The 19,916-nt window shown below is 47.5% G+C and carries 18 protein-coding genes; 13 read left to right on the top strand and 5 right to left on the bottom strand.

The genetic code is table 11. The features are described from left to right. Window positions 1–1,078 precede the first annotated feature (1,078 nt). Both D3P09_RS04915 and D3P09_RS04910 read left to right on the top strand, forming a co-directional pair. Window positions 1,079–1,390: a hypothetical protein gene (locus D3P09_RS04915; RefSeq protein ID WP_120107690.1), complete on the top strand. Its 312-nt coding sequence runs from the start codon at window positions 1,079–1,081 to the stop codon at window positions 1,388–1,390. Window positions 1,391–1,805: 415 nt separating this feature from the next. After that, window positions 1,806–2,906, top strand: coding sequence for a cysteine peptidase family C39 domain-containing protein (locus D3P09_RS04910; protein ID WP_120107688.1), 1,101 nt, complete (start codon window positions 1,806–1,808; stop codon window positions 2,904–2,906). Window positions 2,907–3,018: 112 nt separating this feature from the next. Here the strand turns inward: D3P09_RS04910 and D3P09_RS04905 are convergent, their stop codons facing one another. After that, entirely contained in the window at window positions 3,019–6,759 is a 3,741-nt protein-coding gene (locus D3P09_RS04905) for a non-ribosomal peptide synthetase (protein WP_120107687.1), read from the bottom strand. Window positions 6,760–7,162: 403 nt separating this feature from the next. Here D3P09_RS04905 and D3P09_RS04900 point away from each other — a divergent pair, with 403 nt between their 5' ends. From D3P09_RS04900 to D3P09_RS04870, 7 genes are all read left to right on the top strand, one after another. Further along, window positions 7,163–7,990: an alpha/beta fold hydrolase gene (locus D3P09_RS04900; RefSeq protein WP_120107685.1), complete on the top strand. Its 828-nt coding sequence runs from the start codon at window positions 7,163–7,165 to the stop codon at window positions 7,988–7,990. A gap of 12 nt (window positions 7,991–8,002) precedes the next feature. Then, window positions 8,003–8,479: a GbsR/MarR family transcriptional regulator gene (locus D3P09_RS04895; protein WP_120107684.1), complete on the top strand. Its 477-nt coding sequence runs from the start codon at window positions 8,003–8,005 to the stop codon at window positions 8,477–8,479. 332 nt (window positions 8,480–8,811) lie between these two features. Beyond that, the gene (locus D3P09_RS04890) at window positions 8,812–9,129 is read left to right on the top strand and encodes a BTB/POZ domain-containing protein (RefSeq protein WP_120107682.1); all 318 of its coding nucleotides are present in this window, start codon (window positions 8,812–8,814) and stop codon (window positions 9,127–9,129) included. A gap of 83 nt (window positions 9,130–9,212) precedes the next feature. Continuing rightward, window positions 9,213–9,671 carry a hypothetical protein gene (locus tag D3P09_RS04885; RefSeq protein WP_120107681.1) on the top strand — a complete coding sequence of 153 codons (459 nt, stop codon included), beginning with the start codon at window positions 9,213–9,215 and terminating at the stop codon, window positions 9,669–9,671. A gap of 31 nt (window positions 9,672–9,702) precedes the next feature. After that, the gene (locus tag D3P09_RS04880; RefSeq protein ID WP_120107679.1) at window positions 9,703–10,257 is read left to right on the top strand and encodes a hypothetical protein; all 555 of its coding nucleotides are present in this window, start codon (window positions 9,703–9,705) and stop codon (window positions 10,255–10,257) included. A 185-nt stretch (window positions 10,258–10,442) separates the two neighbouring features. Further along, the gene (serA, locus tag D3P09_RS04875) at window positions 10,443–12,035 is read left to right on the top strand and encodes a phosphoglycerate dehydrogenase (RefSeq protein WP_120107677.1); all 1,593 of its coding nucleotides are present in this window, start codon (window positions 10,443–10,445) and stop codon (window positions 12,033–12,035) included. Window positions 12,036–12,056: 21 nt separating this feature from the next. Next, the gene (locus tag D3P09_RS04870) at window positions 12,057–12,797 is read left to right on the top strand and encodes a YggS family pyridoxal phosphate-dependent enzyme (protein WP_120108528.1); all 741 of its coding nucleotides are present in this window, start codon (window positions 12,057–12,059) and stop codon (window positions 12,795–12,797) included. A gap of 124 nt (window positions 12,798–12,921) precedes the next feature. Here D3P09_RS04870 and pdxR read toward each other — a convergent pair whose 3' ends face one another. The 4 genes from pdxR to D3P09_RS04850 form a co-directional block, all read right to left on the bottom strand. After that, window positions 12,922–14,352: a MocR-like pyridoxine biosynthesis transcription factor PdxR gene (pdxR, locus tag D3P09_RS04865; protein WP_120107676.1), complete on the bottom strand. Its 1,431-nt coding sequence runs from the start codon at window positions 14,350–14,352 to the stop codon at window positions 12,922–12,924. Between the two features lie 78 nt (window positions 14,353–14,430). Beyond that, complete coding sequence (locus tag D3P09_RS04860; protein WP_120107674.1) at window positions 14,431–14,985, bottom strand: pyridoxamine 5'-phosphate oxidase family protein; 555 nt, start codon at window positions 14,983–14,985, stop codon at window positions 14,431–14,433. Window positions 14,986–16,183: 1,198 nt separating this feature from the next. Further along, entirely contained in the window at window positions 16,184–17,386 is a 1,203-nt protein-coding gene (locus D3P09_RS04855) for an MFS transporter (protein WP_120107673.1), read from the bottom strand. A gap of 25 nt (window positions 17,387–17,411) precedes the next feature. Next, entirely contained in the window at window positions 17,412–17,993 is a 582-nt protein-coding gene (locus tag D3P09_RS04850) for a TetR/AcrR family transcriptional regulator (protein ID WP_120107671.1), read from the bottom strand. 241 nt (window positions 17,994–18,234) lie between these two features. Here D3P09_RS04850 and D3P09_RS04845 point away from each other — a divergent pair, with 241 nt between their 5' ends. From D3P09_RS04845 to D3P09_RS04830, 4 genes are read left to right on the top strand one after another with little or no spacing between them, the layout of a single operon-like run. Next, the gene (locus tag D3P09_RS04845; protein ID WP_120107669.1) at window positions 18,235–18,882 is read left to right on the top strand and encodes a DUF3885 domain-containing protein; all 648 of its coding nucleotides are present in this window, start codon (window positions 18,235–18,237) and stop codon (window positions 18,880–18,882) included. An 11-nt stretch (window positions 18,883–18,893) separates the two neighbouring features. Further along, entirely contained in the window at window positions 18,894–19,226 is a 333-nt protein-coding gene (locus D3P09_RS04840) for a hypothetical protein (RefSeq protein ID WP_120107667.1), read from the top strand. A 24-nt stretch (window positions 19,227–19,250) separates the two neighbouring features. Continuing rightward, window positions 19,251–19,568 (top strand): hypothetical protein, encoded by a 318-nt coding sequence (locus D3P09_RS04835; protein WP_120107666.1) that lies wholly within the window; start codon window positions 19,251–19,253, stop codon window positions 19,566–19,568. 18 nt (window positions 19,569–19,586) lie between these two features. Further along, on the top strand, window positions 19,587–19,832 hold the full coding sequence (locus D3P09_RS04830; protein ID WP_120107664.1) for a hypothetical protein: 246 nt from the start codon (window positions 19,587–19,589) through the stop codon (window positions 19,830–19,832). Window positions 19,833–19,916 lie beyond the last annotated feature (84 nt).

Below are 19,916 nucleotides of genomic sequence, written 5' to 3'. Positions count from 1 at the left end.
TATTAAAAATCGCACTGTTGTGCGGTTTTTTCTTTTTTATTGGAGCGTTGGAGACGCTCGTTTGCGATGGTGTTAAATGATATTAGTAGGAAATAGGTTGACAGCCCCTCATGGAGGTATGTGAGTACTAAGATCAATATTTTGTATACATAAATTAAATGACATGGTATATTTTTTTAAAGGAATGGAATTTTATCCAATGAATTTTCAATGAACCAGACATATGTTTCTTATAATTTTAAAATAATATTATGAAAGGTATGAAATTATGAATGGAAACAAGAACTGAGAGAACGTTAAGAAAACGTAAAAAATTTTGGAAAGACATATTAAGTCCACCGAAATTACTTCTCTTCTTAATACTCAGTTTTATTCTATATATGTTGTCAATGATTACATGGGTTAAAGCAATAAATGACGCTGTAAACTATGAAATGCTTATTTCTATATTAACAGTAAATATAGTTACAGTTAGCATATTTATGGTTGTTGGATTTGCAAACATTAAGCCTGTAGTTTTATTCGTGAAGTCTTTAGGTAGGATTGCATTCACTGTATGGGTTGTGTTGCTAGTTCAGCATTTGACAAATGACCAAGCTGAACAGAATTTATTTATAATTATTTGTACTCTCTTTATTGTGTATCTAGAAGTACTGCTTGATATTAACGATATGTTTCATCAAATTACGAATTATCAATCAATAAAATTTAGATTCTTAAATACAAAGTTTTTACAAGATTATTCAATACCGTTGTCCATTCTGACATTAGCTATTATGAATGTAATACTATCATCCTTTATTGAAAATTTTATAAGTATATTTTAAATGAAAGTTCAGTCTATAGTTGGGCCCTACGGACAAAAGAATGAATTGATGATTAGTATATTCAATTTGTTTTTTTGATTTATGCGCGAAGGGAATAACGAGGCTATCCACAATTCCTTCCAGCAAGACGAGAGCCATTTGAAGATGCATAACAAAGTGGCGAGTCATTTTCGGCGATGACATGCATGGCGGGATTATGATACTTCCGTCCAGCCACAGCCTAATAGTCTATTAGATTGAAGGACATTAATATGAGATATAGAGGAAGTTATGATGGTGGTATAGATTTAGAATGGTCTGCTGAAATGTTTGGTTATCTTTCGATACCTGTATTTTTATTAGGAGTCGTATTTTTTTCATTCCCTGATTTGATTTATACATTTGTTAGATATAGAAGTTACAGGATGATGAAACCTAATTCCGAATTTGAAGAAGATTTCACAACAAAATCAATACCCAGACCATTGGAAATCATATTGAAGATATTTGGAGTGCTTTTGATTGTTTTAGGAATCATTTGGTTCGGCTTCTCGGAAGAATTTTACGAGCTTTGTTTTAAATGAACAAGGATGGAATTAATCCGTAGAGTCTTGATTAAATAGCCAGGAACCGTGCGTGGCGGAGGAAGATGCGTAGCATGATTCTATTGAAACAGGAGAATGGCAACCCAGATCGAAAAATTGGGACGTAAAACTATATATCTTCGGCACGAGTGCAATGACCGCCAGATTATTCTCTCGAGCTTACTATCAGACAAGGCACTACCTTAGCGGGTAAGTGCCTTTTTGTCGTTGAAAACGAGGTGAAAACAGTTAGAGGGTCATACAAGGTAGTCGTGATTCTGTGCGCAACATTTTCGTTTAATTTATTACAAAAAAACCGAAAAATTGATATAATAACAAGGATTAGGTTCTCAGATTATCACAAAATTTATAGCCATTCATTCTATCCTATCCGACGAACAGGGGGTTCTTTACGTTGGCCAAGCATGTGCTTCCGATTGTCCATCCGCCATTGTATGGGCTGTTAAGTTGGGCGTACACACTCAGCATCACGAGTTCGATGCCGAACTTCAATCCTTGGTTTTACAGCAACTTTATCCAGGTATGCTGCAACAAGAATTATTTGGAGGACAAGCAAGAATTGTTTTTTGACTTCTATCGCGGGGGGAATAATGAGCTTAATCACAATCCCTTCCTATTATCCAGTACGCTAGATACACCTATGCTTTATGAGATTTTTAAGGATTCGCTTCATCCCTTCTTGATGAAGAAGCTTCAGGAGGGCGTTTATCCCGTATTATTTCTCGATGAATATCACATCTCCTACACCACCGCATACCACGCTTACCCGTTTCCCCATCATGTGCTTATCTACGGTTATGACGAAGATCGCCATATCTATCACACCTACGGGTTCGGCAAAGACCTGCTGCTAGGCTACCACGAGACCACCTTTGACGAACTGGAACAGGCTTTCCACTCCATCGACAACTACCTGAAAAACCACGCCATCTATGATCAATACAACTACTTCTTCACACTGCTGCCTCACTTTGTCTACTCCTTGAACATCCGCTTAATTTACGAGCAGCTAGGGGAATACTTGCGTTCCGAAAGCAGCAACAATGACCAGAACCGCTACTTCTCGCCTGACAAAGAATTTCTGGCCTTCGGGATTGCCTGCTATGACCACTTGATCGAGCATTTCCACATTTTAAGCCATCAACCAGAGTCCCTTGTGCGGGCAAATCCGCCCAGACAGCTTCATCTGCTCTGGGAGCATAAGAAAATGCTAAGAAGTCGCGCAGCCTATCTGCAAAAAGAAAACGCACTTCCGCAAGATGAAGGCTTGCTTCTTGAATTCCTTGAGCTGGAGGAGCTCGCTCATCAGTCTCGCAACCTCTATGCAGAGCATGTCGTGAAGGGAATCCCGGGGGTGCATGAGCGCATCAAGTACAATCTGGAGCGTATGCGGGATATGGAGCTGGAGCTGATTCCTAAGTTGATGGAGCAACTGAAACGGCATCAGACAGAACCGCTCCAACCGGCACAGCGCTGCTGCACGCCTCTAGCGTAACGCTATGATCGAAAGGCCGCCTGCATGAATGGTCTGCACCTAATCGTTACATGATGTCTAACGATTAGGGTGCAGCTCATGAACTGGCGGCTATTTGCCTATTATATGCAGCTTACTTGTACCAGCTGGCAACGTCCTGCACCAGTCCAAGCGCTCTGTCCGCAAGAAGTCTTATTTTAGCGGAATCCTCGCTGTTGGCATAATCGAACGCTATATATAGCTCTGACTCTAATCTACCGAAGGAGGCTTCGATCTCATAGTGGCCTGCAGGCTGCCGGTAATGACGAATCGCGTCCCATCCAGGAATAGAGACTGCCAGCTTGTCCATCCGAATAAGGAGACGGGGAGATTCCGTGATTATGCCTTCTTCCGCAGAGGACCTGTCATCCTCAACGCCAAATTCCTGAATAGGCCGATCCGGTTCAAAAGCATATTGGTTCAGCGCGACCGCCAAAGTCTGATCCATTCTGCCGATTGTCCGGCTGTAATTCAACCCCGGCATAGGGACCAATCTGCCATCCAGTCTGATATGCGCCAGCTCATCACGATGCTTTTCGGCAATGGCTTGAAGCAAGATATGCGCCAATATATTTTCTGCAAACCATTCGTCGTTCGCATCGGTGAAGGAGGAGAGGAGCATCTCCGACGAGCTGGTTCCCAGACTGACGGTGTATCTATGGATCGCCGCATGATGCAGCCCGTCAATCTGATGCTGTCCGCTAAGCTTGGTTTCCTGCTCTTTCATCAGCTGTGCATAAAGCTGGAACGAGTTTGTTTTGGCGGTCAGGCGAATATCGGTCGAGGCCGCAGCTTGTTGGTAGGCTGACCCTAAATCCTCCAATAGGATATTCCAGGAAGTGGCGTCCATCACAAGCGGATCCCCCATGAGGGCCAAATAATCTCCTGCCTCTCCCTTGCACCAATGCGCCTCCAGACGCCAGTCGGAAAATTTGCTTCTCCGGCGGTCAGCGCCTTCCATTAGCCCCTCCATATAAGAGATAATCGGCAGCTCCTTCAGCGGCTCGCTATGCTCAAATTTGAATACCGGAGTGAACATCCCCTGATTATACTGAACCACTTCATCACCCTTCGGAAAAAAACCGATGCGGAGTGCATCGTGCTGCTCCATCACGCGCCCTAGAGCAAGCGCCAGCAGCCTCTCGTCAAAGCCTTCAGGACGGTAGACGATGCTATAGTCATATCCTCTTCCGCTTGTGCCGGACAATGCTTTCGCCAAATACGACTGCTGAGCCCCGATCAGTTCGACCTTTCCTTCAATTGTGCCTGAGAAAAGGCTCCACTCCTGGTGCTCTGAGGCCGTCCGTTTCATGAGAGGGGCAGTGCTGGCAATCGTCTGGTTCCGGAACATGTCTTCCACCTTCAGCTTCCAGCCCTCTTGCTCCAATTGGCTGCAGACCCGGATGATCATGATGGAGCTGCCGCCCGCATCAAAGAACGGCTGATTCCGGTGAAAAGCACGGTGGCCTAATAGCTTCTCCCATACCGCAAATAAGATGGCTTCCTGCTCATTATGCGGTTCGCTGTCTTGCTCACTGCCGGCTGTGAAGTCTTGAAGCAGCCATTCGGGATGCTTCACCGGGTCAGGCAGCGACTTGCGATCCGCTTTCCCTGTAGGGGTAAGCGGAATGGCTTCCAGACTCATCATATAGGAAGGGATCATATAGGCAGGAAGCTGGCTGGCCAGATATTGGCGCAGCGTACCAGCTTCCGGCTGTTCTTCTGCGACGATATAGGCGCAGAGCGCCAGCTCATCCTGTCCCGCAATTGGCACGGTATGAAGGATCGTTTCGCGAATGCCAGGATAACGAAGCAGCACTTGCTCGATTTCGCCCATTTCAATGCGGAAACCGCGTATTTTTACTTGAAAATCCCGCCGTCCGATATATATGAATTCGCCGCTTTGCAGCCTGCGGACAATATCGCCGGTACGGTACAGCTTCTTGCCCATGCGATAAGGATGGCTGACAAAGGCCGCCTCGGTCAGATCAGGACGATTCATATATCCCCGGCCAAGTCCAGGCCCGCCGATGTACAGCTCGCCCGGCACTCCATCCGGCTGAAGCTGTCCGTCGGTATTCATGACAAGGAAAGGTGTTCCCGCCAAGCCGTTGCCAATCGTAATAGGATGCTGCTCCTCCGTAACCTCTTGCGCCGATGCCCACACGGTTGTCTCCGTCGGGCCATACAGGTTGAATAGCCGGGCAGAAGGGGACAAACAAGCCTTTAGCGATTGCCAGATGGATGGCGTTAGCGGCTCTGCCCCAATCATAAGCAAGCTCAAGGAGCTGAAGGCTTCGGTGGCGCCAGTCTGAGCCGACCACCACTTGTAGCGGGACGGAGTTAGCTGCAACACATCGATTCGTTCCTTTGTCAGCAGGACCGACAAGCGGGAAGGATCGTTTTTCTCCGCTTCGCTAGCCAGCACAATCGTCATGCCGAGCGAGAGGGGGAGCAAGGTTTCTACGATAAAGATGTCAAACGACACCGTCGCAAGTCCCAAGATGCGTTGCCCCGGATGAAGCGGCAATTGGGCCGCAAACCCGTCAAAAAAATGCGCAAGTCCGCGATGCTCGATCATGATGCCTTTTGGCCGTCCGGTAGATCCGGAAGTGTAGATGATGTATGCCAGATTATTCATGCCAGACACAGGCTCAAGATCGCGCTCATCCTCATGGTAGCTCGTATCTTCATCCAGATACCAAATCCGCTCTGCATCGATATCGCCTTGAAGCGCCTTCTGCAAGAGCAGGTAACGGCAGCCGCTGTCCTCCAGCATGAATTGCTTTCTTTCCTCTGGGAAGGTCGGATCAATCGCCAGATAAGCAGCGCCCGCTTTCAACACGGCTAATAGGCCAATAAGCAAATCGGGGGACCGATCGGCCATGAGCACCACAATATCATCGGGCGCAACCCCGTCTGCCCGCAGCGTTCGGGCCAGTCTATTGGCATGGGCATTCAGTTCCCGGTAAGTTATTGTTTTGTGTTCAAATATTAAGGCTGGAGCGTCAGGCGAAAGGGAGGCTTGACGCTCGAACTGCTCATGAGCCATCAGACGATTCGTATCGTTGTCCGTGCGGGGAGCGGAGGAGGCCAGCAGTGAAGCCTCAATCTCTTGTTCAGAGAGCAATCCGATAGAAGCCAGATCCAGTTGGGGCTGATCCAGCACCTGATCGACAATATGCAAGTAGTAACGCATATAAACCTCGATCGTCTCCGCCCGGAATAATGATGGATCGTATATAAGCTGAAGCTGAGCTTCATGGTTATCCAAGCAGAATTGCAATATTAAAGGCAAAGTAGAGTTATCGGCGATATTGGGGGAGAGGGAAGAATCTGTAGACCGGTACATGGATGAATACTGCGCGTCCTCCAGGCCAGCTTGCCTGATATTGAGCGTGGGTGCAAGCTCCTCAAATAGAAAATGGCTGTTGCGAAATCCAAGCGAGCATTTTTCCGCCACTTGCCGCAGCAAGGCAGAGAAGCATATGCCCTCATGCAAATTGATCCTGATCGGAAGCCCAAGCCGATCCGGCCGCGATTCACTGAAAAGATCATCATTTTCAGACTCGATACCAATAATTATGTCACGGTCGCCAGTCAGCTTGTGAAGCAAAACGAATTGGCATGATAAAAGCAAGGTGTGAATATCCGCCTGTTGCTGTTGCACATACGCATCCGCACGCTCCATTCGCTCGCGTCCAACCTTAGTTGCAACTACGCTGCCTTTATCAGACCGGCTGCGATCCGGCATTTTGTCATAAGGCAGCTCCAATCTCGGCAACGGCTCTTCAAGCTCCTGAAGCCAGTAGCTTTCCATTGTTTGGTTTGGCATGTTCGATTAGCCCCCTGATTTTGTCCATACTTAAATAAGCGTTTGTTTTACTGAAATGGGAAAAGGGATGTTGAATGTCCAAAGCTGTTATGAGGTATAGATCTGATGATTGAGCGGTTTCAAGCCATAGATAGGGGAGTACTGTAAGGAAAAACTGCGTCTGAGGTGAATTGCAATGTAATTTGATTAATCAACTAATCATTTCCAGATTACTACTAATGTACAATGTCTAGAAACAATGTTCAATAGAAAAAAAGTGAGTTTTATAGGAAGAAGAGAAAAAGAGGGGGAGAAGAGCGCACATTATTTTAAGAGAATAAAATGCAGTCAAAGCAGATATATTGTAATTTCATTGATTTCAGTATAAACTGAAATAAGCGAAATGTACTAAGGGGGAACGGGAATGCCGCTGGAACTACGAACGATAGAGAAGGATGGCTGTACGATCCATTACTGGATGACTCCTGAACATCGCGGCCCGTGGTTAGTATTTATGCATGGCGCGGGAGCGGACCACCGGATGTTCAACGAACAGCTTCAAGCTCTCGATGACAGATACGGCATGCTGTTGTGGGATGCCAGAGGGCATGGACAATCCAGACCGATCGGAGCAGACTTTAGCATTCCACTGCTGGTCGAGGACATGTTGGCTATTTTGAACAGGGAAGGCATAGAACGAGCCACTTTTATCGGGCAATCTATGGGCGGGAATACGGCGCAAGAGATCGCCTTCTATCACCCCGACAGGGTGGAAAACCTGATTCTTATCGATTGCACCTGCAACACAATGAAGCTCTCGTTCATGGAAAAGCTGCTAATCAGCATGACACCTTTTCTCTTGTCCATTTATCCATGGAACATGATGATCAAACAAAGCGCTCGCGCCAGCTCGGTCAAGCGGGATGTTCACGAGTATTTGCACGAATGCTTCCATCTGGTTGGAGCAACCGATTTTAAGAAGATATTCTTAGCGACGACGGCAAGCTTGCATGAAGAAGAAGATTATCGCATTCAGAGGCCGTTTTTATTGGTTTGCGGAGTGCATGACAAGACCGGGAATATTAAGAAAAAGGCGCCATTATGGGCAGAACGCGAGCCGGCATGCGAATTTCACTGGATCGACCATGCAGGGCACTGCGCGAATCAGGATCATCCGGAAGAGTTCAACCGGCTAATGTTAGCGTTTCTGGACCAACACAGTCCCATTAATGCAAAAGCTAATATCGAATGAGAGGAATGCATCATGTCTGAGAAGCAAACTGAGTTGAAGATATCTGCGGGTATCCAAAAGTTTATTGATAAAATGGGACTGTATTACGAGAGTTACGGAATCCCCCGAATTGGAGGGAGAATATTAGGTTTGCTCCTGACGGCTTCCGAACCGATCTCGGCGGAAACCATATCCAAGACATTGCAGGTGAGCAGAAGCAGCGTCTCAACGAACATTCGCCTGCTGACCACCATCGGCTTGTTGGACATCACTCAGAAACCGCTGGATCGAACGGATTATTTTATTTTGTCGGATGAGGCTTGGGTTAATGCGATACGTCTTCGAATACAAGGATTTCAGGAGCTTAGCAAAATGGTTGAGCAAGGTCGTCAGGCAATGAAGAGCGCCGGCCAGATGGGGAACACTAAGCTTCAGGAGATGGAAAAGTGGGCGGAGATGATGCAAAATCTGCATCAGCAAGCGCTCGATGAATGGAAACCGTCCGAATAAGCAGGAGAAATACGCACGCTACAAACGCATGAATTTCAGCGCGCTAAGGTTTAATTTAAAGCAACAGGAACAGTGATGAGCTGTTCCTTTTTTTATTTGTGCGCCCAATATGGGGATTCATCACTATAGTGATAGTCCCGAGCGGGCGTGGCAAGCGCCTGCTAGAAATGTTGGATGATGTGAGTTTATGGTAAATGAGGGCGGAAGCGAAATAGCGAACCTTTTCTATACATAGGTCCAAAGGCATGGTATATTCAAAAGGGATTGTAATATTATCCAATTGTCGTGATGCTATTGTCAGGAGTTTAACGAACATAGAGGGGAATTAGCAGGTGGAAGATTCTAAAGATATCATTACGGCGGTTATCATGTTTTGTTTGATCGCGGGAGTGCTTATATTTACTGGAAGGAAAGATAGCAATAAATCCATTGAGTATGAATTTACTTTTAAACAATTAAAAGATTATTTTTTCAAAAAGCATTACTGTAAGGATTGCAATTCTAGCCTTAAGAGGTTCTCAAAAGATGAATTTCTAGGTGAAGGCTGGACAAAACATCCGGGAACGGTGGCATATTCAAAAAACTATAAAAGAACATTTTATTTGAAATGTCCAGCGTGCAGCAGAATTTATACTTCTGATGATTTTTAATCTTCATCCGAACGTTGTAATTTTGGCTATCGTTATTTCTGTCTTTATTGTTTGGCTATCTTCTTCTGATGGGTGTATTATATTTGATTGATTCGGACCTTATTGGTTTTCTATATAACAGTCCGTTTTCTCATTATGTCGTGATGCAAGCGCTGGTTGCTCTTTTATTCGCTTTTTTGTTGTCAGGCGCAATACGTCCAAGGTTTAGTCCAATTTTGGGGCTAGTGATAGCTATACTGATACCGCTTGCCTTGGGATTATTGATGGCAATTGATGTATGGTTTAGCGAGCCGTTATTGAAGCTTGCGGGCGCATTGAATTGGACTGCTTTTGATAATGATGACGTATTTTACTTTAGCGTAATGTTGCAGCTTGCGGCCGGGTTGATTTTTTTGAAGCCGTGGAACAACAGGGCTAGCTTTATCACAGGGACTTTATATTCTTCAATCATGTACTTTTTAATTATGGCCTACTTATTCGCGTTGATAGAGATCATAAACAAATCGCGGCTTATTAATGGTGTTGAAATAACCTGGCTATAAATGCGCTGTAACCTGAGGAGGTTTAACGATTTTGAAGCATGCCGCATCCACTCAATCATATTTCGGCAAGCTGGTCAGGATATGGCTTTCTTTATTCTTGTCTATGTTGTTTGGTTATTTCATTCTGATAGGCGTTCATTACTTCATAGATTCTAATCTGCCCAATGAACGGTTTGCCAATTCGTTTTTGCGTATTGTCATCATGCAAGCACTATTCACTTTTGTATGCGCATTGATATTATCGAAAAGAAAAATAAAGCTTCCCACGCTGAATGCAGCTTGGAGAATGATGATCGCCTTATATATCCCGCTAATTCTCGGCTTTCTATTGGTCCTTGACTACGGAAACGGCGGTTTGGTTAAACAATGGATAGACTTGCTTGGCAAATCTGTGGTGATGAAAGAATCGATACGCTCATTTATTCTAATGGCCCAGATTATGGCGGGTCTGATTTTTTTGAAGCCATGGAGAGGGCGAACGTTGTTCCTTACAGGGATTGTATATGCCTCTGTGCTCTACTTGCTGCTGAACTATTATGAACTGCTGCTAACATGGATGATGTTCGGTGTAGACCAGTTTGATTAAGGTTAATCCCATAGGAAGAAGACACTTGAGCATAAGTGTCTTCTTTTTTTGCTTCAACCCCTTTTTGGATTGCTTGATAACGATAGCTTTGGATATCCATTTCCAATCCAGCACCTGATACACTAGCAGGGAGCTCTGACATGAATGGACCGGTTAAGTGTTCGAAAAAAGAAGGAGGATGTCCCATGTATAAGATTTTAGTATCTGACCCGATTAGCGATTATGGATTGCAGCAGCTGACTTGTGCAGCGGATATGGCAGTGACGAAGAAGACGGGATTGAGCGAAGAAGAGCTAATCTCGATCATCGGCGCTTATGACGGGCTGCTTGTCCGTTCTCATACGAAAGTGACTCCGGCCGTCTTGGAAGCTGCGGCACGATTGAAAGTCATTGGCCGGGCCGGGGTCGGCGTTGACAATATTGACCTGGATGCCGCAACGACTCGGGGAGTTGTAGTGCTCAATGCACCGAATGGCAACACGGTCACGACATGCGAGCATACCTTTGCCATGATGATGGCGCTGGCTCGGCATATCCCTCAAGCCTATTCGACAACCGTTGCCGGGGCATGGGACCGCAAGTCCTTTCTGGGCGTTGAACTGCGAGGCAAGATTCTCGGCGTGCTGGGACTCGGGCGCATCGGTGTTGAGGTTGCCAAGCGAGCAGCGGCGTTCGGTATGATCATCGTTGGTTTTGATCCTTTTCTGCCGGAGGAAAAGGCGGATGAACTGGGGATCAGACTTATGGCAAGCGATGAGATCATGCGAATAGCGGACTTCATTACGGTACATACGCCGCTTACTAGCGACACGCATCATATGATTGCGAAGCCGCAATTCAGCGTGATGAAACGGGGGATGCGTGTGATCAACTGCGCCCGAGGGGGAATTATTGATGAAGCCGCCCTGCTCGAAGCGCTTGATGAAGGGATTGTGGCCGGCGCTGCTTTTGACGTATTTGAGAAGGAACCGCCGGAGCCCAGCCATCCCTTTTTTACTCATCCGAACATTATTGTTACCCCGCACCTTGGTGCATCTACTATTGAAGCCCAGGAGAACGTAGCGGTAGCTGTGTCGAAGCAGGTTATCCATTGTTTGCACAACGAGCCGTTTCAGCATGCGGTGAATATGCCTGCAATTCCGGCAGAGCTTCGCAATAAGCTGCAGCCTTACTATGGCTTGTGCGAACAACTGGGCAAATCGCTGGCTCAAATGACGGATGGAGCTGTGCGGGAGGTGTCGATCGAATGCTCGGGAGGGCTAGCTGATATCGATATCGCGCCACTTGTGCCTTATGCGCTCAAAGGCATATTATCGCATCACCTCGGCCCGGAACAGATCAACGTCGTGAATGCCTTATATCGAGCGAAGGAACGGGGTATTCAAGTTAAGACATCCACATCCTTTATGATACAAGGCATGACCGATGAGATCACGATTCGTTTAAAAACGACCATGGAAGAAAGATGGGTCACAGGGACGGTATTGGCTGGAGTAGGCGAACGGCTCATTCGTATTGGACCTTATCCCGTAGAGCTCAAAGCGGAAGGATATATCCTCTTGATCTCGCAGCTTGATCAACCGGGGATCATTGGGCGTGTCGGAATGCTGCTGGGGGAAAGCGGCGTGAATATTGCCACGATGCAAGTTGGCCGTACGGAGATTGGCGGTTCGGCGGTGATGATCCTGAAAGTGGATAAGAGAGTGCCCGGGCAAGTGATAGATGCTCTGAGCGCGGTACCTGCAATCAAGCGTGTACGGGAGATCAGCTTTGATTAGCTGTTGGAGGGCGTGATGGATATGGATATACTAGTCGAACAAAATCTTCAATCGGTCAGGCGCCAGATGGAACTGGCGTGCCTCGCTTCAGGGCGGAAGCCCGATGAAGTGAAATTGTTGCTGGCGACCAAAACCGTTCCGGTTGATAAACTCGAACAAGCCATGCAAGCGGGGGAAACTTTATTCGGGGAAAATAAAGCCCAGGAGCTGCGAAGCAAATTTCCGCTCATGCAGCAATACGGGCAGGTGGAATGGCATTTTATCGGCCATTTGCAGACGAATAAGGTGAAAGATGTGATCAAATATGTGACCCTCATCCATTCCGTAGACCGATTGAAATTAGGCCAAGCCTTGCATCAGCAGCTGCGGAACGAGCATAAGACCATGGATATTCTAGTGCAAATCAACACGTCATATGAGGAAAGCAAATTTGGCGTTTTGCCGGAAGCGGCGCTGGAACTGGTCGAGCAATTATCGCAATTTGACTCGCTGAACATCAAGGGTTTAATGACGATTGGAAAGCTAGGCGCAAGGCGTGACGAGACCCGCGATTGCTTCCGGTTGTTAAAGCAGCTTCAAATGCAGATCAAGGCTAAGGAGCTTCCGCGGGTAGAGATGGGTATACTCTCGATGGGGATGTCCGGCGATTATACAGTGGCTATCGAAGAAGGTGCCACGATTATTCGGGTAGGTACGAACGTATTCGGGCAGCGTTATTTGCCGGACGGCTACTACTGGAATGAAGATGTTCGGGGGGGATGAATAGAGGAAAGGCAGGAGACTTAATAGCCCATGCATAGATGCATGGGCTATTTCGGATAAAGCCTTATGATGCGAAGGGAGGCCTTATGAGGCTGACCAAAAATCTGAGCCGGGTATGCTCCGCTTACGAGAGCATCTCCGATAGTCGATAGATGCCTTCTTCAATAGCGGCTTCATCAACTTTCGCAAAACCGAGCACCCACCCCCTGCGTTTGCACGAGAGGCAATACATGCTTAGCGGATATACTCGAACCCCATGCTTGAGCGCTTGAGTTGTGACTGCTTCTTCGTCGAAGGACGCATCAGCTTCAAGCAGCATGTGCAGTCCCGTTTCTACTCCGCTTAGCGTGAAGCGCTGACCGAGATCGGTTGCACTGATAGCCTTCGTCATCGCTTCATGCCGGCGCCGGTAGATATTGCGGACTCTGCGCATGTGGCGGATAAAGTGCCCGTGCTCGATGAAATGAGCAAGCGCAACTTGCTCCATAATCGGAAGATGCCGATACACCAGCTGCTGGACTTGGGCCATCTGGCGAATAGCCGCCTTAGGACCGATGATCGCTGACAGCCGAACACCGGGAGCAACCATTTTGGAGAAACTCATCATGTACAGCGTGTTTTGCGGGAGCTGGCTGTATAAGGTTGGAAGCGGGTCGCCCCGGTAGCGGAATTCGCTGTCATAATCATCCTCAACAATCCAAAAAGGGCGTTGTGAAGCCAGATGCAGCAATTGCTGCCTGCGCGGCTCCGACATGATGACACCCGTCGCACATTGATGCGACGGGGTAACAAAAACAAGCTTGGAACTCGGGTCAATATGATCGACTTGCAGCCCATGCGCATCCACAGGAACAGGATTAACCTCTATGCGCCGATACTTCATCGCCATCCAGGCTGCCGGAAAGCCGGGGTCTTCAACCGAAACCGTATCTCCTTCTTGCAAGAGCGCTTGGGCGATTAGATCAAGACTATGCTGAGCCCCTGAAGTTAAAATGATTTGATCAATATGTACGTGGACGCCGCGCGCAAGAGACAAATAGCTCTGTATTTGCTCGCGCAGCGGCTCATAGCCATAGGCATTGCCATAAGACCATTGGGTCAAGTCAGGTATGGATGAGGCTTGTATATATGACTGCCGCCATTGCTTATGGAATTGTTCGTCCAAATATGGCTCGTGAGGGTTAAAGTCGATATCGGCATATGTATTCTCCTTGCCGTGGAGCCAGCTCTGCAAGTGGCTTGCGGTTGCATGCAAGGCCGGCAGTTCCGGCTGAAGCGGCCCCTCGGAAGCGACAGACTCGGAGGCATGAGGGCGGTAGATCCAATCGTTGACTCTAGTGCCGCCTCGGCGTGAAGTGACCGTAAATCCACGGCTATACAACTCCTCATATACGACCTGGATTGTCGAGCGGGACACCCCTACCAGTTGGGCAAGCTCGCGAGATGGGATCAGCAGCTCGCCTGGAGGCCACTTTCCTGTTGTAATGTTATGGATAGCTTGATCCAGCAACTGCTGCCAGATAGGACGGTTGTCATCGCGGTTCACGGTTAGCATTAGGCTGGCCCCTCCAATGGATCTCGTGTAAATGATAGATGGTTCGAATACTATCACATAGAGAGCCGCTCCTGCAATTTAATGAGCTGGGCAATCGGATACCGATCTGCCCGAATAATACATGTTTTGCTCGTCTATCGGATTTTCCTTCGCTGTTATGGCGTGCGGCCGCAGGCGATATACGGATACCGCTTGTTGATCAAGAGAGGAACGGTATTTATCCACATGGGCCTTCGATAACGGGCGGTCATAATAACCAGGTACATACTTGTTCAAAAATTGCTGAAGAACAGCCGTGGAGTCATCTAGCTGATCCACTTTTTCCACAATTCCGAATAGCATAACGCTCATGTAGGCCGTATCTGTTTTGGCTGGGACGGGATCGGTGACGGTTCCATACTCTTCAAATACGGTAAAACATGCATTGTTATTTTGCTGAATCACGGATATCTTTCTGCCGCTGCTCAGCCCATGAAAGTAGATATGTTTGTTCCACCAGACGTAATTCAATGGTACGACGTATGGTTGCGGCCCGTCTGCCAAGCCTAATAAGCCGGTACGCGTTTTTGTCAGGAAAACATCAATCTTTTCCGAATCCTCGCAATTTCTTTGTGCATGAATCATAGGTCTCATAGGGAGTGGCTTCCTTTCTCGTGCGAAATAAACATATGATATTTATCGTTATGGATCTATCCTAGCTGAGATTATTGATGGTTTGCTATATCCAAAACAATCGGTTTTGAGCGGTCCATATTTGAAATAGAACCAAGAGAATTACCCGTACATTGCGAGAGCAGGGCATAGAGATAGATATAAAACTTGAGCTGGTGATTGCTAGATCCTCGCGAATCTCCCACTGCGAGGGGGGGCGTCACATGAAGGCTGGCAACCCTTGATCTAGAGCTTGCGCTCACATTTGAAAACCAATACAAGTCATTCAGCCGATTGGAATAAGTGCTGTAACGGTGTGAGGCGTCGTTGCAGGAGCTAGCTCGCCGGATTGAGCGCTGTAACGGTGTGAGGCGTCGTTGCAGGAGCTAGCTCGCCGGATTGAGCGATGCAACGGTGTGTGGTGGCGTTGCAAGAGCAAACGCGCTGAGTTGTGCGCTGTAACGGTGTGAGGTGGCGTTGCAGAGGCAAACCTGTCGGATTCAGTGCTGTAACGGTGTGAGGCGTCGTTGGAGGAGCTAATTCACCGGATTGAGCGATGCAACGGTGTGTGGTGGCGTTGCAAGAGCAAACGCGCTGAGTTGTGCGCTGTAACGATGTGTGGCGTCGTTGCAGGAGCAAACTCGCCGGATTGAGCGATGCAGCGGTGTGTGGCGTCGTTGCAGGAGCTAATTCGTCAGATTGAGCGCAGTAACGTTGTGTGGCGTCGCTGTAGGAGCAAACTCGCCCGATTGAGCGATGCAGCGGTGTGAGGCGTCGTTGCAGGAGCTAGCTCGCCGGATTGAGCGATGTAACGTTGTGTGGCGTCGTTGGAGGAGCTAATTCGCCGGATTGAGCGCTGTAACGGTGTGTGGCATCGCTGCAGGAGCTAGCTCGCTGGATTCAGCGCTGTAACGTTGTGTGGCGTCGTTGCAGGAGCAAACCCGTCGGATTCAGTTCTGTAACGGTGTGAGGTGTCGCTGCAGGAGTCAGCTTCTATGAACCAACGTAACGGCTAGCTGTCAGAGCAACAAGATCGAGGGATAGTAGTTAAGATTGTAACAGAGCAAATTGTTGGGAAGGTGCTTGATGCCTAGTCGTATATACCAAAAGCCTTCCTTCGAATGCGCTGTAAGCATCCAAAGGAAGGCTTCGTTTTTATATCAGGTGTGGCTCAGCAGAGTTACTCCCCCAGCCCCTCAGACATCTGCCGTTCCTTCCACACGAACGTAATGGCAAGGCCGACGAACATCACGACAGCGGAGAAGAGGTACGGATAGTTGATGTTGATGTCGAACAGCAATCCGCCTAAGGCAGGGCCGACGATGTTGCCGAGGCTGGTGTATGTGGAGTTCATGCCTGCCACATATCCTTGCTGCTTGCCGGCAGCTTTGGACAGATAAGAGGTTAATGCCGGACGCAGCAGGTCGAAGGCCAGGAAGATCAAGCAGGTTACTCCGAGCACGATCCAGAAGCCGGATACGACCGTGGACACTGCCGCCAGGATTACGCCTGCGACGAGGCAGAGCTGAATGAGCCGCTTCTCGCCGATTTTCTCGACCATCTTCCCGAACGCGAACACCTGAACGACAACGCCGAAGATCGCGCTGATCGTAATGATGGCGGCGATATCCTTTGGCGTGAAGCCGAACTTGTGATCCGAGAACAAGCTGAAGATGGTCTCATAGGCCGACAAGCCGAAGGCGAGCACGAATACGATCAGAAAGGCGATAAAATAAACCGGCTTCAACGATTTTCTCAAATCGCCAAGGAAGCTGGACTGGTTTGTCTGAGTCGCCATCTCTGCAATCTGCTCCTTCGTGAGCGTCTCCCTCAGGATGAACATCGACATGATACAAGCGAGGAACGCAATGCCCGCTGCGAAGAAGAACGGCAGACGAATTCCGTATTCCGCGATGAAACCGCCAATGCCCGGGCCAATGATGAATCCCGTGCTTATCGCTGCGGACAAGTAGCCCATTGCTTGCGGACGGTCTTCGATGGTCGTCACGTCCGCAATGTATGCCGTAACGGCTGGCATAATGAATGCGGCGCTAATGCCGCCCAGTACCCGAGAGATATATAACAAATAGACATGAGTGCCTAAACCAAAAATCAATTCCGAAACGGCGAATATGAATAAGCCGATCACAATCATTCGTTTTCGGCCGACCTGGTCGACCCAGCGGCCGGCAATCGGCGACATGAGCAGCTGCGCTACAGCGAATACAGCTACCAGGTAACCCATCGTTTTGCCCGATAGATCCATCTCGGCCATGATCGATGGCATAACGGGAATAACGAGACCAATACCCAGAAATGCGATAAAAATATTACTTAGCAGTATGATTAAGACTGCCTTTTGTTGTTTGATGCTCTTCTTCATCTTTCTCTACCTCATTGTGTCAGAATCAGTGATGTGAGATGCCCCTCCAGAACACAGACCAGCATGCCTCCAGCTTATCCTTAAGCCGCTGCTCATCATTGCCGTATACAAGCTCGATCAAGATCGTATCCACGACGCCTATAAAAGCTAAGGTCACAGACTTGGCGTTCATTCCGACAATCTTATCGGCTTCTAGCCATTCCCTGAACTTGTCCTCCAGGATGGCTTGTACCGTAAGCTCAATATCCATAACTTCCTTGCCGACATCTGTCGCCAAATGAGCCGGCGGGAAAAAGGTCATACGAAGCCAAAACTTCAAATGCTCATTCTGTTGGAACAGATCGATGGTCAGCTTCAGAAATCCGTGCAGATCCTTCTCCGGCTGCTGAGCGTCAATCTCGCTGAAATAATCAAGCTTGGATGACAGCTCGGTCTCCTTGGCATCCCGCAACACTTGCATAAATAAATCGTCTTTGCCTTTAAAATGGGCGTAAATCGATTGCTTCTTCATGCCTACTTCATCGGCAATCTGGGATAAGGATGCCCCTTCATAACCATGTATGGTGAAGTACTTAAGTGCTGCCTCCTTAATTTCATCACTTTTCATGCTTACCGCCCCCAAATAATTAACGAACGTTCGTCAGTTATCTTAACAAATAAAACCATGTTTCGCAACTGGAAAATGCTTGATCATGACCAAATCATGCCCTAATGGGTCAATGTTCATGAATGCTGCATACGTCGACGTCCATATCATGCAGCAAGATTGTTTTTAGGAGAAAAGTATGGAGGGGATAGCTTGCTTCGTTTACAATATATAGGAAGCATAGGCTGAGGAGGAAGAAAGCATGTCCATAAAAGCATTTATCGAACAGCAATTGACGGGAGTATCGCTGGAACCTCCGGTCTTTTATAACGCAAAGATTGGCATTCGTTTTGAAGCAGGGCCATCGGGTCCCGCAATCGATGACCAGACATACTTTGCCGTAGTGAAGGAACGAGCCCTTGCATTATTTCAAGCGGTATTTCAACCGGGGCAGACGATGTACATCGTCGTGGGTTCGTATGAATCCATCGAGCCGATGGAATGGGAGGTGGAAGGCATGGTGGACTTCGCGACAACATTTCTGAACCCACGCTTAAAGCAAGAGCTTGAAGAGATCTATAGGGAACCGTCACTGGATGAAGACACAAGCGAGCTGATAGGCTATTCCATAACGTACGGCGTTCACTGTACCGTATCGGATGTTGATTGTGCATCGCTTCTCGGAGCAATCGGCGGCTTTTCGGAACAGAAAGAAACGGTGGTCGACCGGATTTATTTCGTTGATCCTGATAGGCGGATTCTGTTCCATATGTATGATCACAGGGGAATCGATATTGTCGCGTCCCGCAAAGAAGATCTCGCTTTCCTGTACCATCAATATAATGATTGGATTCTCGATTATGATCGGGAGCAGATTGACGAGATCTTTGGAACAGAATTGCAGTATTGAAGGAGGCAGACATGCCGATTCATGGAGAGAAGCGCGGGAGAACGGTTAAGGTTGGATTAGGAGTTATTTTAGCAGCGATAATTGTGCTTGTGGTTACAAATCCGGGAGCAAGCGGTGATGCGAAGTATAAGGCTTGGCTGGAAAAGAAACACGGCATTTATTGCACATATGACCCCATTCAAATGGTAACTTGTGTACAGGCAGGACAGGATTTGGACTGGCAATCAAGTGCAGTCACGAATGCAGGACTCTATACCACATACAAGGAGCATTACAGGAAGCAAGATGGCGAGTCCGTGAATATCCATGCATTCGGGATATTGAATGTGTATTTCAATAAATGACGACATGTAGCTATTGGAGGGACAATGAATAGAAAACTAAAATTAGCCACAGGCACCATTTTAGCAACGCTCATTATTCTTAGCTTCACCAATCCGGGCTTCGACGATGTCAGGTTTGCGAAATGGTTGGAGAGGGAGCACAACATTTATTGTACATATGATGGGAACGTGAGAAATTGCAGGCAAATCATAGACAACACGGAGAAGATGATTAAGAACAATTCGGGCGGCCGCACGAATACAGGATTTTATACGGAATACAGGCGGAATATTACCTTCGAAGTCGGAGAGAAAATGGAAATCCGGGCACTCGGCCTATTAAATATGATTTTCAATAAATAAGAGGAATGGCGGCGTTCTATGGGCAGTATTGACAAGCGAAATCGACTGAGCGAAGAAGTGTTCACATATAAAGTAAGCAAGGACAACAAGGTATTTATTTACTGGCAGGGGAAGCAAGTCACGATTCTGTCCGGCAAGGCGAGCGAGAGGTTTCTGAAAGCGATAGAGGGCAAGGAACACAAGGAAGCCCAGTTGATCATGGCAAAGGCTACGGGGAATTTCAAAAGAGGAAATGAAAAGGGGAAAAAGGGCAGGCTGTCATAAATCAACATAATGTGACCCGCCTCTCCCAAAATTAGGTCCATATGTTCTTTATCAAGAACAAAAGTCCTGCTATAGTTAAAGTGG

Source organism: Paenibacillus pinisoli, from assembly GCF_003605435.1.
Classification (GTDB): Bacteria; Bacillota; Bacilli; order Paenibacillales; family Paenibacillaceae; genus Pristimantibacillus; species Pristimantibacillus pinisoli.
This window is presented reverse-complemented; position numbering and strand designations above follow the sequence as displayed.

Excerpts from the sequence above, each read along its gene's own strand:
- D3P09_RS04915 (WP_120107690.1), top strand. The coding sequence starts at position 1,079 with ATGAGATATAGAGGAAGTTATGATGGTGGTATAGATTTAGAATGGTCT.
- D3P09_RS04905 (WP_120107687.1), bottom strand. The coding sequence starts at position 6,759 with ATGCCAAACCAAACAATGGAAAGCTACTGGCTTCAGGAGCTTGAAGAG.
- D3P09_RS04900 (WP_120107685.1), top strand. The coding sequence starts at position 7,163 with ATGCCGCTGGAACTACGAACGATAGAGAAGGATGGCTGTACGATCCAT.
- D3P09_RS04895 (WP_120107684.1), top strand. The coding sequence starts at position 8,003 with ATGTCTGAGAAGCAAACTGAGTTGAAGATATCTGCGGGTATCCAAAAG.
- serA (WP_120107677.1), top strand. The coding sequence starts at position 10,443 with ATGTATAAGATTTTAGTATCTGACCCGATTAGCGATTATGGATTGCAG.
- D3P09_RS04870 (WP_120108528.1), top strand. The coding sequence starts at position 12,057 with ATGGATATACTAGTCGAACAAAATCTTCAATCGGTCAGGCGCCAGATG.
- pdxR (WP_120107676.1), bottom strand. The coding sequence starts at position 14,352 with ATGCTAACCGTGAACCGCGATGACAACCGTCCTATCTGGCAGCAGTTG.
- D3P09_RS04860 (WP_120107674.1), bottom strand. The coding sequence starts at position 14,985 with ATGAGACCTATGATTCATGCACAAAGAAATTGCGAGGATTCGGAAAAG.
- D3P09_RS04855 (WP_120107673.1), bottom strand. The coding sequence starts at position 17,386 with ATGAAGAAGAGCATCAAACAACAAAAGGCAGTCTTAATCATACTGCTA.
- D3P09_RS04850 (WP_120107671.1), bottom strand. The coding sequence starts at position 17,993 with ATGAAAAGTGATGAAATTAAGGAGGCAGCACTTAAGTACTTCACCATA.
- D3P09_RS04845 (WP_120107669.1), top strand. The coding sequence starts at position 18,235 with ATGTCCATAAAAGCATTTATCGAACAGCAATTGACGGGAGTATCGCTG.
- D3P09_RS04840 (WP_120107667.1), top strand. The coding sequence starts at position 18,894 with ATGCCGATTCATGGAGAGAAGCGCGGGAGAACGGTTAAGGTTGGATTA.
- D3P09_RS04835 (WP_120107666.1), top strand. The coding sequence starts at position 19,251 with ATGAATAGAAAACTAAAATTAGCCACAGGCACCATTTTAGCAACGCTC.
- D3P09_RS04830 (WP_120107664.1), top strand. The coding sequence starts at position 19,587 with ATGGGCAGTATTGACAAGCGAAATCGACTGAGCGAAGAAGTGTTCACA.